14 protein-coding genes are annotated in these 14,232 nt (G+C 76.2%); 4 read left to right on the top strand and 10 right to left on the bottom strand.

The genetic code is table 11. The annotated features are described in order from the left end of the window. Nucleotides 1-248 precede the first annotated feature (248 nt). From ACH4C6_RS03005 to ACH4C6_RS02980, 6 genes are all read right to left on the bottom strand, one after another. The gene (locus ACH4C6_RS03005; RefSeq protein WP_398106755.1) at nt 249-512 is read right to left on the bottom strand and encodes a type II toxin-antitoxin system RelE/ParE family toxin; all 264 of its coding nucleotides are present in this window, start codon (nt 510-512) and stop codon (nt 249-251) included. Continuing rightward, nucleotides 505-774 carry a type II toxin-antitoxin system Phd/YefM family antitoxin gene (locus ACH4C6_RS03000; protein ID WP_398106754.1) on the bottom strand — a complete coding sequence of 90 codons (270 nt, stop codon included), beginning with the start codon at nt 772-774 and terminating at the stop codon, nt 505-507. Before ACH4C6_RS03000 ends, ACH4C6_RS03005 begins: the two co-directional genes overlap by 8 nt. Before the next feature lie 90 nt (nt 775-864). Continuing rightward, entirely contained in the window at nt 865-1,230 is a 366-nt protein-coding gene (locus tag ACH4C6_RS02995; RefSeq protein WP_398106753.1) for a hypothetical protein, read from the bottom strand. Then, nucleotides 1,230-1,892 carry a class F sortase gene (locus ACH4C6_RS02990; RefSeq protein ID WP_398106752.1) on the bottom strand — a complete coding sequence of 221 codons (663 nt, stop codon included), beginning with the start codon at nt 1,890-1,892 and terminating at the stop codon, nt 1,230-1,232. The genes ACH4C6_RS02995 and ACH4C6_RS02990 overlap by 1 nt, the downstream gene beginning before the upstream one ends. After that, nucleotides 1,885-2,715 (bottom strand): DUF4397 domain-containing protein, encoded by an 831-nt coding sequence (locus ACH4C6_RS02985; RefSeq protein ID WP_398106751.1) that lies wholly within the window; start codon nt 2,713-2,715, stop codon nt 1,885-1,887. Before ACH4C6_RS02985 ends, ACH4C6_RS02990 begins: the two co-directional genes overlap by 8 nt. Nucleotides 2,716-2,821: 106 nt before the next feature. Then, on the bottom strand, nt 2,822-3,430 hold the full coding sequence (locus tag ACH4C6_RS02980) for a sigma-70 family RNA polymerase sigma factor (protein WP_398106750.1): 609 nt from the start codon (nt 3,428-3,430) through the stop codon (nt 2,822-2,824). Between the two features lie 159 nt (nt 3,431-3,589). On the opposite strand from ACH4C6_RS02980, the gene ACH4C6_RS02975 reads away from it, so the two are divergent. From ACH4C6_RS02975 to ACH4C6_RS02960, 4 genes are all read left to right on the top strand, one after another. Further along, nucleotides 3,590-4,837: a MerR family transcriptional regulator gene (locus ACH4C6_RS02975; protein ID WP_398106749.1), complete on the top strand. Its 1,248-nt coding sequence runs from the start codon at nt 3,590-3,592 to the stop codon at nt 4,835-4,837. Nucleotides 4,838-4,929: 92 nt separating this feature from the next. After that, entirely contained in the window at nt 4,930-6,201 is a 1,272-nt protein-coding gene (locus ACH4C6_RS02970; RefSeq protein WP_398106748.1) for a lycopene cyclase family protein, read from the top strand. Continuing rightward, nucleotides 6,198-6,983 (top strand): class I SAM-dependent methyltransferase, encoded by a 786-nt coding sequence (locus tag ACH4C6_RS02965; protein WP_398106747.1) that lies wholly within the window; start codon nt 6,198-6,200, stop codon nt 6,981-6,983. The genes ACH4C6_RS02970 and ACH4C6_RS02965 overlap by 4 nt, the downstream gene beginning before the upstream one ends. After that, nucleotides 6,980-8,545 (top strand): FAD-dependent oxidoreductase, encoded by a 1,566-nt coding sequence (locus ACH4C6_RS02960; RefSeq protein ID WP_398106746.1) that lies wholly within the window; start codon nt 6,980-6,982, stop codon nt 8,543-8,545. The genes ACH4C6_RS02965 and ACH4C6_RS02960 overlap by 4 nt, the downstream gene beginning before the upstream one ends. A gap of 915 nt (nt 8,546-9,460) precedes the next feature. Here the strand turns inward: ACH4C6_RS02960 and ACH4C6_RS02955 are convergent. From ACH4C6_RS02955 to ACH4C6_RS02940, 4 genes are read right to left on the bottom strand one after another with little or no spacing between them, the layout of a single operon-like run. Next, entirely contained in the window at nt 9,461-10,468 is a 1,008-nt protein-coding gene (locus ACH4C6_RS02955; protein ID WP_398106745.1) for a DUF5914 domain-containing protein, read from the bottom strand. After that, nucleotides 10,461-11,453 carry a phytoene/squalene synthase family protein gene (locus ACH4C6_RS02950; RefSeq protein WP_398106744.1) on the bottom strand — a complete coding sequence of 331 codons (993 nt, stop codon included), beginning with the start codon at nt 11,451-11,453 and terminating at the stop codon, nt 10,461-10,463. Before ACH4C6_RS02950 ends, ACH4C6_RS02955 begins: the two co-directional genes overlap by 8 nt. Next, entirely contained in the window at nt 11,440-13,017 is a 1,578-nt protein-coding gene (crtI, locus tag ACH4C6_RS02945; protein WP_398106743.1) for a phytoene desaturase family protein, read from the bottom strand. The genes ACH4C6_RS02950 and crtI overlap by 14 nt, the downstream gene beginning before the upstream one ends. Next, complete coding sequence (locus tag ACH4C6_RS02940; protein WP_398106742.1) at nt 13,014-14,156, bottom strand: polyprenyl synthetase family protein; 1,143 nt, start codon at nt 14,154-14,156, stop codon at nt 13,014-13,016. The genes crtI and ACH4C6_RS02940 overlap by 4 nt, the downstream gene beginning before the upstream one ends. Nucleotides 14,157-14,232 lie beyond the last annotated feature (76 nt).

Raw genomic sequence — 14,232 nt, 5'->3', positions numbered from 1 at the left:
TTGCGACATGGTGCTGACTTGGTGCTGACTCAGCACGGGGTCGAGGGGGTGGAACCCTTGGGAATACTGGGGAGGAGGGGGCTTCTTGAACGTTCCGCTTCAACGTGTGAGCGGCTGACACGGCACCACGTCGTTGACGAAACCGACATCCGCGTCAGAAGGGGCCGGGCCCTGAGGGTCCGGCCCCTTCGTCGGTCCCATGCCGGATCGGCGCGGGATTCTTCCCACTGGGTGGGTGTCAGGAGGCCTCAGGTGTCGTAGACGGTGGAGCGATGCCCGACCTGCACGACCCACACCACCAGTTCACCGTTGTCGAGTGTGTGGATCACGCGGTAGTCGCCCACCCGGAGGCGGCGCCGATCGGGTCGGGAGACGAGAGCCGTGGTGTCGAATCCCAGCGGGTCGCTCTCCAGCTCGGTCAGCTTGGCCAGAATGCGGAGGGCCATGTCTCGCGGGACCTTGCGGAGCTCGGCCTGAGCCTCGGGCCGGAAGACCGTGCGGTACTCACTCACTGCGCGCCAGCGTCTCCCTCATGATGTCCTCGATGGGGACGCCGGGAGCCGGGTTGGCCATCCGCTCGTCGATGATGCGGTTGATCTCGCGCTCTTCCCACTCCTGGTACTTCCGGAGGACTTCGATGGACACCACGGCAGCCACCTGCTTGCCCCGGCGCGTGATCACCGTGGGCACGTCGTCGCGGTCGGCCCGCTCCACGACCTCGGCCAGGTGTGCCCGGACATCGCGGATGGACTCCATGGGCAGCGGCTGTGTCATGCGCCCAAGAGTACCGGGTGTCCCATGTGTACACAACGGATCGGCCCGTCTGAGGTGCCGTCCTCCGCTTCGCTGCCCGCAGCCGCGGGCCTAGCCGGCCCCGGTGCGCGGACGGCGGGCGCGGTGGGCGGCCGTGACGGCGGCGGCCAGGAGCGTGACGGCGCAGGCCGTGGCGAGGAGTCTGTCCCTCTTCGTGCGGTCGCCGGGGGCCCGAGGGGCCGGGGGCCGGGGGGAGAGGTCCTGGGTGATGCGCTGCCAGACGCGCTCCGGGGGCGCGGCCGGGAGGTCGACCAGCTGGGCCGTGCGGGCGGCGGTCACCACGCGGGTCATCGTCCGCAGTTCGTCCCGGCAGCGCCGGCACCGGTCGATGTGCCGCAGCGCCCCGGCGTCCTCCTCACTCGCCGTGCCATGCCCCAGGGCGAGTTCCACCAGGTGAGCGGGCTCTACGTGGGCCACTACGCCCTCCCGGGCTCGACGGGCTCCGCCGTGACGACGAGGTTGGACAGATAGCCGCCCCGCTCGGGGACGAACGGCGGCGCGCAGGTGATGAGCGTGAGCACCGGAGCGCCGGAGCGGCGGAACGCCGAGGCGGGCAGTTCGCCCTTCGGCACGGTCCGGCGCGCGACGACGCGGTAGCGCACCGGCCCGGCCTCCGCCCGGCGTACCTCCACCCGGTCCCCGGGGCGCACGTCGAGGAGCGCGGCGAACTCGCCGATCTCCCCGGTGTCGTCGTCGACGTGCCCGACGAGCACGGCCGAGCCCCGGTCGTCGCCCGGCGCGGGGCCGTAGCGGTACCAGCCGGCCTCGGAGGGGTTCTCGGGGACGGCCATGTCGCCCTGGCCCGTCACGCCCACCGGGCGGACCCGGGCGTCGAGGCCGGCGCCGGGCGCGAGGACCCGCTCGGGCGGGGGTGCCGGTGCCGCGGGGAGCCGGCGGTGCGTGCTCCCCGGGCCGGTGCCCTCGGACGGAGGGGCCGTGCGGGAGGCGGCGTCCGAACGGGCCGCCCCGAAGTCCGCCCCGGCCGGAGCCTCCCCCGGGGCCGGCGGAAAACCGAGGACGGCTGCCAGAGCGGCAGCCGCCACGATCGGTCCGGTCAGCCGGCGCGCGCGGTCAGCCACGCCGGCCGGCGATCCGGCGGACCAGCAGCGCGCCCGTCAGCACGGCCGCCCCGCCCGCGACGGCCCAGCCGGCCGACAGGTCGGAGGAGTTCGGGGTCATGGCGGCCCCGCTGCCGCCGGCGGGGACACCGCGCGGAGCGGACTCCATCCCGCTGAACGTCTGGGTCGCGAGGGCCAGGTTCTTGTCCTGCGCGCTGCCCCAGGCGTAGACGACGTTGCTCGTGCCTTCCGCGAGGTTCAGGTCGGCCGGGCCGATGGCCACCGTGTCCGTGCCGGCGAGCACCACGTCCGCGTTGATCGTGCCCGCGTCGACCACGGCGGTGTCCTCCTTCGGGTTGGTCAGGTCGCTGAAGACCGTCTGCCCGCCGGCCCGGACGTCGACGGCGGGTGCCGCGGCGACATGGCGGACCGTCAGGCGGGACTTGCCCGCGTCGACCTGCGAGACGTCGTTGGTGAAGGCCGTCAGCTCGGGCTTGCCGTCGGCGGAGAGGTGGGCGGCGACCGTGGCGTTGCCGCCCTCGGGCACCTCCACCTTCTTCTCCAGGGCCGGGGTGCCGTCCGGCCCCTGACCCGCTTCGAAGATCTTGATGTCGTAGGTGCCGGCGTCGAGGGACTGCGGGTCCGTCACGGTGCCGGGCTTGAAGTCGCCGATCAGTTCGTCGCCGTTGGCGTACACGTCCACCGTCATACCGGGGATGCCGTGGAAGACGGACACCATGGCCTTGCCGGAGTCGTCGGCGGCCAGGGCGGGCGCGGTCACGCCGAGCGCCAGGGCGCAGGCACCGGTCGAGGCGGCGAGGGCGAGGCGGAGGGGGGAGGTCATCGGAATCATCCCTTCAGCAAGTCTCCGTACGGTGCGGAGTCTCGGTCCTGTTTCGGGTGCCGGGGCCGCTGCGGATGCGTGCCGCGGCAGGCCAGCCGAAGTCGCGTCACACGCCGGTGTCGTGGACCGGGGGCTGCTCGACCGCCTGGCGCAGCCGGTGCAGGCCGCGGCGCGCGTGACTCTTGACCGTGCCCAGGGGCATGCCGGTGCGTTCGGCGATCTGCGTCTGGGTCAGGTCCTCGTAGAAGGCCATGCACAGCACCTCCCGCTGGTGGTGCGGCAACTGGGCCAGGGCGTCGATCAGCAGGACGCGGTCCAGGACGCGGTCCGGTGCCGACTCGCCGTGACCCGCCGGGCCGTCCGCGTCCCGGGCGGCGGAGTCGGCGAGGGTCAGTCGCCTCGTCCTGGCCGCCAGCGCGTCGACGATCTTGCGGCGGGTGATACCGACCAGCCAGGCGCCCAGGGGCCCCCGCTCCGGGCGGAATCCCGCGCGGCCGTGCCAGGCGCCGAGGAAGACCTGCTGGGTGACGTCCTCCGCCTCGTAGGTGTCGCCGAGCACCCGGGTGGCCATGGTGTGGACGAGGGAGCCCCAGCGCCGGTATATCGCGGCGAACGCCTCCTCGTCGGCGGCCAGCAGGCCACGGGCCAGTTCCTCCTCGTCACGCGTCTCCTCCACGGGCGGGGCTGGGGCGGCGACTCGTGTGTTCGTGATCATGGCCGGGTTCCTCCTGCCGGGCTCCGTACGGGACGGAAGGCCGTTGTCGGACCGCACCGGCTGCGGCGGGGAAGGCGCCGGCCGTGCGTTCCCCGCCAGTGTTCGGTGCATAAACGACGCAGCTCAACATGCGTCGTTTGTGCGTCGTACGATCGACGCATGGGTGCACGAGAACGCGACCGCGACGACCGCCACCACCGCGACGACCGCACGGCGGCCCGGCAGCCGCGCGCCGAGCTGCCCGCGGACGCGGGACTGACCACCGGTGAGGTGGCACGGCGACTGGGCGTGGCCCCCACGACGGTCCGCACCTGGGACCGGCGCTACGGTCTCGGGCCCGACGCGCACACGGGGGGCCGGCACCGCAGGTGGACCGCCGTGGACATGGCCCGGCTGGAGCGCATGTGCGCGCTGACGGCGACGGGTGTGGCCCCCGCCGAAGCGGCCCGGACGGTCCTGAGCGAGACGCCGCCGGCAGCGGGCGGGCCCCTCGGGGACGGGGACCCGGCGGGGGCGTCGCCCCCCGACTCCGCTCCCGGCCAATTCGACGCAACGGGCGCGGCTGCGACCGACGCGGCAGGGGTGTCCGGTCGGGGCCGGGCGGCAATCGACGCACCTCCCGGCGACGGCCCGGACGCGCGGTCGTCGTCGTTCTCCTCCTCCTCCGCCTCCGCCTCCGCCGCCGTCGCCGGCGCGCCGGGTCGCCGCTCCGCCCGGGGTGCCGGGACGGCCCGGGGAGGCAGCCGTGCCGGGAGCGGGATGCGCCTGGGCGACGTGCGCCAGGAGTGCAAGGGCATCGCCCGGGCCGCCCTGCGGCTGGACGCCGCCGCGCTGGACGACCTGCTCGGCTCGGCGATCGACGAACACGGGCTGGTCACCGCGTGGACCGAGGTGATCATGCCGACGCTCCAGGCGGTCGGCCGCAAGTGGGAGAGCTCGGGCGAGAAGTACGTCGAGGTGGAGCACTTCCTGTCCTGGCACGTCTCCGGCGCGCTGCGGCGCTGCACCCCGCCCTCCGCCGCCGACCGCCCCGGGGCCACCATCGTGCTCGCGTGCGTGCCGGGGGAGAGCCACACCCTGCCGCTGGAGGTGCTGGCCGCCGCGCTGGCCGAACGCGGCCTGCCCGTGCGGATGTTCGGGGGCGCGCTGCCCGTGGAGTCCCTCGTCACCGCCGTCCGCAGGACCGGCCCGGCGGCGGTGGCGCTGTGGGCCCAGTCCCGTACCACCGCGAGCCGTCCCCTCGCCGCGCACGTTGCCGCGATGGAATGGGGGGTACGCGGTGCCCGGCGCAAACCGGTCGTCCTGACGATCGGGCCGGGCTGGGCGGGCCGGGCGGTGACCGGGCTGCCGCGGCCGGCCGGACTGGCGGAGGCCGTCGCCCTCCTGGAGTCGGTCGTGTCGCGTTAGCCGGGTCCGGCCGCATCCGGGAGCGGCCCGGACGGGGAAGTGACGGAGGATCGGATGGCGGCCTCGGCCGGGCGGTGGGAGCGGATGTGCGGATGAGCGGTGCGCGCGGGCAGGCGGCCGCCGGCGCCGTCGCGGACGTGTCCGGCGGGCCGGACGTCGTGATCATCGGGGGCGGGGCAGCCGGGCTGAGCCTGGCCCACCGGCTGCTCGGGACCGGCACGGCCGCCGTCACCGTCGTGGAGCCCCCGGACGGTCCCACGCGCCCGGCCGAGCGGACCTGGTGCTACTGGGACGACGGCGACGGCGACGGCGACGACGACGGCGACGACGGGCTCGGCGCGGCGGTGACGGCCGACTGGTCCCTGCTGCGGGTGCACAGCCGCGACGGCACCGCCCTCACCGTCGACCCGGCCCCGGCGACCTACCGCATGGTGCGCTCCTCGGCGTTCGAGCGGCTCGTGCACGCGCGTCTGGAGCGGGACCCCGGCGGGCGCCTGCTGCGGGCGACGGCACAGACCGTGCGGGACGTCCCCGGCGGCGCGGAGGTCCGGTGCACGGCACCCGACGGCCGGGCCCTGACACTGCGCGCCCGGTACGTGTTCGACTCCCGCCCGCCGCCCGCGCTGCCCCCGGCCCGCACGCAGCTGCTCCAGCACTTCCGCGGATGGTTCGTGCGGACGGGCCGGGCCCGGTTCGATCCCGCGGTCGCCGACCTCATGGACTTCCGGGTGCCGCAGCCCCGGCACGGGCTCGCCTTCGGCTACGTCCTCCCGCTGGCCCCGGACCGGGCGCTCGTGGAGTACACCGAGTTCTCCCGCTCCCCGCTGACCACCGAGGCGTACGAGGCCGCACTCGGCCACTACGTCCGCGACGTTCTGAAGCTGGGCGCGTTCGACGTCGAGTCGGCCGAGCAGGGCGTCATCCCCATGACCGACGGGCGCTTCCCGCGCCGCACCGGCCGCTCCGTGTTCCGCATCGGCACGGCCGGCGGCGCCACGCGCCCCGCCACCGGCTATACCTTCGCCGCCGTCCAGCGGCACAGCCGGGCCGTCGCCACCGCCCTGCGCGAGGGCCGCGGCACCGTGCCCCCGCCGCACGGGCGGCGAGCCCTCGCCATGGACGCGGTGCTGCTGCGCGCCCTGGACACCGGCCGCGTCGACGGCCCCGCCTTCTTCACCGGCCTGTTCCGCCGTACGCCCGCACACCGCCTGCTGCGCTTCCTCGACGGCGCGACCTCGCTCCGGGAGGAGTGGGGCATCGGCCTGCGCACCCCGGTGGGACCGATGCTGCGCACCGCACTCGAGGTGCCCTTCCTGCCCCGCAGAACCCACCCCCTCCCAGGAACCGGAGAGAGCCACCGATGACCCTGCTGCGCGACCACGATCTGGCACGCGCCTTCGACCACGCGTCCCGCACCTACGACCGGCTCACGGCCCTCAACCCCGGTTACCGCACCGACCTGCTCCGCTCGGCGCGCCGGCTCCGGCTGCCCGACGACGGGGCCGGACTGCACGTGCTCGACCTCGGATGCGGCACCGGCGCCTCCACCCGGGCCCTGCTGCGGGCCGCGCCCCGGGCGCGGATCACCGCCGTGGACGCCTCCGGCGGCATGCTCCGCCGGGCGCTGGCCAAGCCGTGGCCCGACCGGGTGCGTTTCCTGCACCTGAGCGCCGAGGAACTGACGACGGCCGACGAGGGGCCGTTCGACGCGGTGTTCGCCGCCTACCTTTTCCGCAACGTCTCCGACCCGGACGCCGTGCTGCGCTCGGTGGCGACCCGGCTGAAGCCGGGCGGGCGACTGGCCGTGCACGAGTACAGCCTCGGCGGCTCACCCGCGCACCGGGCGCTGTGGACGGCCGTCTGCCAGGGGGTCGTCATCCCGGCGGGCACCCTCACCGGCGACCGGGCCCTGTACCGGCACCTCTGGCACAGCGTCCTCGCCTTCGACACCGCCCCCGCCTTCACCGGCCGGCTGGCCCGTGCCGGGTTCGCGGACGCCCGCGCGCTGCCGCTGGCCGGATGGCAGACCGGCATCACCCACACCTTCGTCGCCCGCAACGGCTCCGCCCCGGCCGCGGAGACCGCCCCCGCCGCGGAGGCGACCCCGGCCGCGGAGGCCGCCCCGGCCGCGGAGGCCGCCCGATGAGCGGCGGCCGGGCCGGACACTCCGCCCGCCGCGGCCGGGACCGCAAGGCCGAGGTGCTGATGCCCGCCCCCGGCCGGGACCGGTTCGGGCCGGGGGACGCACCGTCCGTCGCGGTGGTGGGCGGCGGCATCGCCGGTCTCGCCGCCGCCACCGGACTGGCCGAGCGCGGCGCCCGGGTCACCCTCTACGAACGGGAGGAGTCCCTCGGCGGCCGCCTCGCCGGGCAGCGCACCCGGCTCGCCGACGGCTCCGAGGTGACCATGAGCCGCGGTTTCCACGCGTTCTTCCGCCAGTACTACAACCTGCGCGGCCTGCTGCGCCGGACCGACCCCGGCCTCGACCGGCTCACCCCGCTGCCCGACTACCCCCTGCGGCACAGCGGCGGACTGACCGACAGCTTCGCCCGCGTCCCGCGCACCCCGCCGCTCAGCGCCCTCGGCTTCGTCGCCCTCAGCCCCACCTTCGGCTGGCGCGACCTGACCTCCATGGACGCCCGCGCGGCGCTGCCGCTGCTGGACGTCCGCGTGCCGGAGGTGTACGAGCGGTTCGACCACGTCAGCGCGACCGGGTTCCTGCGCGGTGTGCGCTTCCCCGAGGCCGCGCACCATCTGGCCTTCGAGGTGTTCTCGCGCAGCTTCTTCGCCGATCCGCGGGAACTGTCCGCCGCCGAGCTGATGCTGATGTTCCACATCTACTTCCTCGGCTCGTCCGAGGGGCTGCTGTTCGACGTGCCCGACGAGCCCTTCCCCCAGGCCCTGTGGGAGCCGCTCGGCGACTACCTGCGGCGGCTGGGCGCCGACATCCGCACCGGCACGGCCGTCCACGGCATCGACCCCCTCGACGACGGCGGGGCCCGGGTACGCACCGGCACCGGCACCGCCCGGCACGACGCGGTGGTGCTCGCCCTGGACACCGAGGGACTGCGGCACACCGTCGCGGCCTCGCCCGGCCTCGGCACCGGCGCCTGGCGCGAGGACGTCGACGCGCTGCGCACCGCACCGCCGTTCCTCGTCTCCCGGCTCTGGCTGGACCGCCCCGTGCGGGCCGACCGCCCCGGCTTCCTCGGCACCAGCGGCTACGAGGGCCTGGACAACATCAGCGTCCTGGAACGCTACGAGGGCGAGGCCGCCCGCTGGGCGGCGCGCACCGGCGGCTCGGTCGTGGAACTGCACGCCTACGCCGTCCCCGAGGGCGCGGACCGGGACAAGGTGCAGGACGAACTGCTCGCGCAGCTGCGGCGGGTGTACCCGGAGACGAGGCGGGCGCGGGTCGTCGACGCACGGCACGAGTGGCGTGCGGACTGTCCGCTCTTCACCGCCGGCACCCACCACCGCCGTCCCACGGTGACCACCCCTCACCCGTGGCTGACACTGGCCGGCGACGGCCTGCGCTGCGACCTGCCCGTGGCGCTCATGGAACGCGCCGCCACCACCGGCTTCCTGGCGTCCAACGCGCTGCTCGCCCGGTGGGGCGTACGCGGCCAGGTGCTCTGGACCGTCCCGCGCGCGGGCCGCTCCCCGGCACTACGCGCCCTCGGCACCCTGGCGGGACGACACCCCTGAGCCGACGCGCCCGGCCAGTCCACAGGCCCCCCGGGCCGCCGAACGGGCCCCGGGCCACCTGACGGGCACGGGCCCCGGATCTGCTCGGGCAGCCGGGCGGGCCCGGGCCCCGGCCAAGTGGCCCGGGCCCGCCCGGCGATGCCTTTACGGCTGGTGCGCTGCTCGGCCCTGTGCACCGGCGGGTTGTCCGGGGGCGCCGCTTCGGTCCGTCCGGCGGGGCCTTGTAAGCCCCGAGCGCCGCTCGGGCCTGCTCGGCGGTGCCGTATCGGCTGCTGCGCTGCCCAGGGCTGTGCGCCGGTGCCGTTCGAGCCGGGGGGCGCCGGTCGGGCTTACCTGGAGGGGCCTTTGACCCGGAGCGCCGCTCGGGTCACCCGGCGGGGTCTTACCAGCCAGGAGGCGCGGGCCTGTGCGCCGCTTGGGCCCGCCAGGCGGTGCCGTATCGGCTGCTGCGCTGCCCAGGGCTGTGCGCCGGTGCCGTTCGAGCCGGGGGGCGCCGGTCGGGCTTACCCGGAGGGGCCTTTGACCCGGAGCGCCGCTCGGGTCACCCGGCGGAACTTTGTCAGCCCGGCGAGCTGGTTGGGCCACCCGGCGGTGTCATACCAGGCCGGAGGCCGCTCGGGGTTTGTGCGCCGTGCCGTTTCCGCCCGGGGCGCCCCTTCGGTCCGTCCGGCCCGGCCTTGTCAGCCCCGAGCACCGCTCGCGCCCGCCCGGCGGTACCGTTTCGGCCGGTGCGCTGCTCGGGCCTGTGCGGCGGTGCCGTATCGGCCGGGTGCGCCGACGGGGGCCTGCCCGGCCGGGCCTTGTCAGGCCCGAGCGCCGGTCGGTCTGGCCGGCGGTGTCGTGCGGTGGCCGGGGGCGCTGCTCGGGTCCGTCCGGCGGGCCCCCGCCCTGCGGGTCGGGCGGGGGCCCCGGGGGTCAGCCCGGGAAGCGGCCCGTGCTGCGGAGTTCCCAGCGCCTCTCCGCGTAGGCGAGGTCGTCCCGCCACAGCCGTCCCGCCGTGTGCCGCATCAAGGGGCGCAGGGCCGGGGCGGCGGCCCGGGCGAGGGCGAAGCCGCGCCGCTCGGAGGTGGCGATCACCGCCTCCACCACCGCCGTGCGCGGCCGCTCGGCGCCGGGCCGGGACAGCGGCGTCGCGTGGGTCTCCACCACGGACGAGGCGCCCTCGCCGTCGGTGATCCGCATGACGACCGTGCGCGGCTCGGGCGCCGTGAACTCGGCGCGCACGGGCACCACCAGACGCCCCGCCACCCGGAAGGACACGTCGACGACGAAGGCGTCGTCCTCCTCGCCCTCCGGTTCCCGGACGACCTCCAGGTCGACGAAGGAGTACGGGTGGAACCAGGAGCCGTGCCACGGGTCGAGCCGGTTGGCGACGACGTCCTGCGGTTCGCAGCGCCCGACCCCGGTGTACACCGAGTCCACGCCCGTGCCGGCCGCGGGGCGCGGCGGGACCACGGGCCGCTCGGACGGCTCCTCCCCGCCGAGCGCGTCCAGCCGCACCCACACCAGCACCCCGTCGTCGTGGACCGGGAACGGCTGCCAGCCGGCGGTCGGGGACCCGTCCAGGGCGAGCCCGTGCCAGTGGCACACCAGCGTCCCGCACACCACCCGGCTGTCCTTGAGCGGAGCGCCCAGGTGCGGGCAGGCGCCCGGGCCCGCGCGCAGCTCACCGGAGTCCGAGCGCCACAGCACGACCTCGACGCCGCCGATCGTCCGGCCGCGGGGGCCGCCCCCCGGGCGCACGTCCCGGGAGGCGCCGGCCACGAACCAGTTGCCGGAGGGCCGCGCACCGGCCCGCTTGAGCGCGTCGGCGATCAGGCCGGGCCGCGCCGCCCGCCAGGTCGGGGTCTGCTCCGCCCACGCCGGCCCGCTGCGCCGCCGCAACGGCGAGGTCCAGCCTGCCCTGTCCGCCCGGTCACCCATGGCCCGGCTCCTTCCCTTCCCGTCCTGCGGTCCCCGTCGCCGCACGCGCCGAGCGGGCGCGCCGGCGCGCACCGGCCACGCGCACGATCCCGGCCGCCGCGGTCGCCGCCCGCCGGGGACGGGAGACGACGGCACGGCGGTGCAGCACGGTGTACTCCTGCCGGGCGATCGCGTCGAGGATGCCGCCGTACAGCGTGAACGCCGCCCGGATGCAGGGGCGCACCCGGGGGTCGAGCATCGCGATGCCCGGCTCCGCCTGCCGGTACACGTCCCGGGTCAGCGCCTCGGCCGCCACGAACGCCGCCCGGATGCGCGCGTCCTGACGGCCGGTGCGCCGGCTCCACTCCAGCAGCGGCCGGTCCACGCCGTGCGCGGCCAGCAGGTCCGCCGGCAGGTACACCCGGCCGCGGTCCAGGTCCTCGCCCACGTCCCGCAGGAAGTTGGTCAGCTGGAACGCCACGCCCAGCGCGGCCGCGTGCGGTGCGGCCTCCTCACGCGGCCCGACCGTGCCGAGCACGGGCAGCATCTGCAGGCCGATCACCGCGGCCGAGCCGTGCATGTACGCCCGCAGGTCGGCGTAGGTCGGGTAGTCGGTGACGGTCAGGTCCGCGCGCATCGAGGCGAGGAAGTCCTCGAACAGCGCCACCTCGATGCCGTACCGCTCGGCGGTGTCGGACACCGCCCGCACCACGGGCTCGTCGCCGCCGCCGGTGCGCAGCGCCTGCGCGAGGTCGCCCTCCAGCCGCTTCAGCGCCAGGTCGCGCTCCTCGGGTCCGAGGCCGCGGTCCAGGTCGTCGACGATGTCGTCCGCCCAGCGGGCGAAGCCGTACAGGGCGTGCACGGCCGAGCGGCGCTCCAGCGGGAGCAGGCGCGTGGCGAGGAAGTAGGTGCGTCCGTGGCGGGCGTTGAGCTCCCGGCACCGGGTGTAGTCGGCGCGCAGGCCGGGGTCGGTGATCCCGGCGGCGTCCAGTTCACGACGGGTCATGGGCTCCTGCTCCGGTCGGGGTGGACGGGAGATCCGCCGCGGCGGGGCGGGGCCGGGGCCGGGGCCCCGGGGAACGGCGGACGGCGCCGCCGGTGACGCGCGCGGCGGCGAGTTTGCCGCTGATGAGCACGGTCGGCACGCCGACGCCCGGGGTGGTGCCGCAACCTGCGAGCACCACGTTGTCCACGCCGCGCACCAGGTTGCGGGGCCGGAACGGCCCGGTCTGGGCGAAGGTGTGGGACACGGAGAAGGGGGTGCCCGCCGCATGGCCCTTGGCCGCCCAGTCCAGCGGCGTCACCAGCATCTCCTCCTGGACGCTGCCCGCGAACCCGTCCAGGCCGCGCCGTTCCAGCTCGGCGACGAGGCTGTCGCGGTAGCGCGGGCCGAGGTCCCGCCAGGCGGCGGCGGAGGGCCCGACGTCGGTGTTGGGGCAGGGCGCCAGCACGTAGTGCAGGTGGCGGCCCGGCGGCGCGAGGGACGGGTCGTGCGCGGTCGGACGGGTGATCAGCAGGGACGGGTCGCTCATCAGTGTCCCCGTGCGGGTCAGTTCGTCGAACGTGCGCTCCCAGGCGGCGCCGAACGACAGGGTGTGGTGGGCGAGCCCGGGCCAGGTGCGGTCCGTGCCCGCGTGCAGGATCACCGCCGAGGGGGAGTGCCGCAGCGGCACCGGGCGCCGGGGTGTCCGGCCCAGCAGGCGGTGGGCGGTGGGCAGTTCGCAGGTCAGCACCACCGCGTCGCACGGGATGCGCTCGCCCGAGGCGAGGCGGACGGCCCGCACCCGGCCGGACACCCGCTCCAGCGCGCTGACCTCCGCCGACCAGCGCAGCTCGGCACCGGCGTCCGCCGCCGCGTCGGCCATCGCGCGGGGCAGGGCGTGCATACCGCCCTTGGGGAACCAGACACCGGCCACGGTGTCCATGTAGGCGATCACCGCGTAGGCCGCGAGCGCCCGGGCCGGGGCGACCCCGGCGTACAGCGCCTGGAAGGAGAACACCCGCCGCAGCCGCGGGTCGCCGAGGAAGCGGCCGATGCGGGCGTCCAGCCGGCCGAAGCCGCCGAGGGCCGCCAGGCGGGCCAGGTCGGGGTGCGCCAGCTGCAACGGCGAGTCGAAGTTGGTGTCGATGAAGCGGCGCATCTGCGCCCGGTACAACCGCTCCAGCCACGTGCGCAGGCTGCGGTAGCCCGCGGCCTCGGCGGGCCCCGCGAAGCGCCGCACCTCCGCTTCCATGGCCTCGCCGTCGGTGTGCACGTCCAGCGCGCTGCCGTCGGCGAAGCGGGCCCGGTAGGCGGGGTGCAGCGGCGTCAGCTCGACGCGGCGGTACAGGCTGTCGCCGACCGCGGCGAACGCCTCGTCGGCCAGGTCCGGCATGGTCAGCACGGTGGGGCCGGTGTCCACCTGGTAGCCGCCGAGCCGTACCCGGCCGGCCCGGCCGCCGGGCCCGGGGTCCCGTTCGACGAGCGTGACCCGGCGGCCCGCGCCCAGCAGGTGCAGTGCGCAGGCCAGGCCGGACAGCCCGGCGCCCACGACGACGACGTGGTCGGTCGGACCCGCAACGGTCCTCATACCAGCTCCTCCGCGGGGCGCGGGGCGACGCCCGCGGCCCGCTCGACCAGGGCGGAGAACTCCCGCCGCACCTCCGGGCCGGCCCCGGTGGCCTCGAAGTGCCGCAGGCCGGCGGCCGCCAGTTCGGCGATCCTCGCCTCCACCTCGGCCCGCGCACCGGTCCGCTCCAGCGCCGCCCGCATCCGCTCCACGGTCTGCTGCGGCCGCCCGCCCGGGCCCGCGGCGAGCACGGCGGAGGCCTCGCGGTCACCGGTGGTTTCGGCGAGCCGTACGGCGGTGGCCAGCAGGTGGGTGAGCTTGCGCGAGCGCAGGTCGTCGTCGGCGGGCTTCCCGGTCAGCAGCGGGTCGCCGAACGCGCCGAGGAGGTCGTCGCGCAGCTGGAAGGCCAGCCCCGCGCTCCGTCCTGCGGCCCGCAGGGCGTCCATCGTGCGCGGGTCGGCTCCCGCCAGCGAGGCACCCAGCGCCAGCGGCCGCGCGACCGTGTACAGGGCGCTCTTCAACTCGGCGATGGTCAGGGCCTCCTCGCCGCTGGAGGAGCCGTTCGCCTGGGCCTTCAGGTCGCGGTACTGGCCGGCGACCATCTCGGTGCGCATGGCCCGCCACTCGGCGTGCAGCCGGGCGCCGTGCGGCGAGGCGAGCGCCGTCTCCGTCAGCAGGTCGTCCGCCCAGGCCAGCGCCAGGTCGCCGGCCAGCACGGCCGCCGACGAGCCGAACGCCTCGGCGGAGCCGGACATCCGCGCGGCCCGGTGCCCGCGGGCGAAGTCCACGTGCAGGGCCGGCGCGCCCCGGCGCAGCGGCGAGCCGTCCATCACGTCGTCGTGGATGAGGGCGCACGCCTGGAGCAGCTCCAGGGCGGCCCCGGTCCGCAGGACGGGCCCGGTGTCGCCCGATCCGCCCGCGGCCCGCCAGCCGCACCACACGAACGCCGTACGCAGCCGCTTGCCGCCGCGCAGGGCGAACACGGCGACGCGCTCGGCCAGGTCGCGGGCGGCCACCGTGTCGGCCTGCCGGGCCTGGCGCAGCCGCGCCTCGAGCACCCGCCCGAGGACGGCCTCCACGGCCCGGGTGGCCCCGGGGGCGGTGAGCGGGGCGTCGTCCGGTGCCCCCGGTCCGGCCGCTGTCGGCCGCGGTCCAAGCATGCGCAACCCCTTCTCGCATCCGGTCATTCGCACATCAGTGCTTCCGCCGGGAATGGTGATCCGGATGCGCACCGAC

The organism is Streptomyces sp. NPDC017943 (assembly GCF_044328425.1).
Taxonomy (GTDB): Bacteria; Actinomycetota; Actinomycetes; order Streptomycetales; family Streptomycetaceae; genus Streptomyces; species Streptomyces djakartensis_A.
Note: the sequence above shows the minus strand (reverse complement) of the source record. Positions and strands in the feature narration are given on the sequence as shown.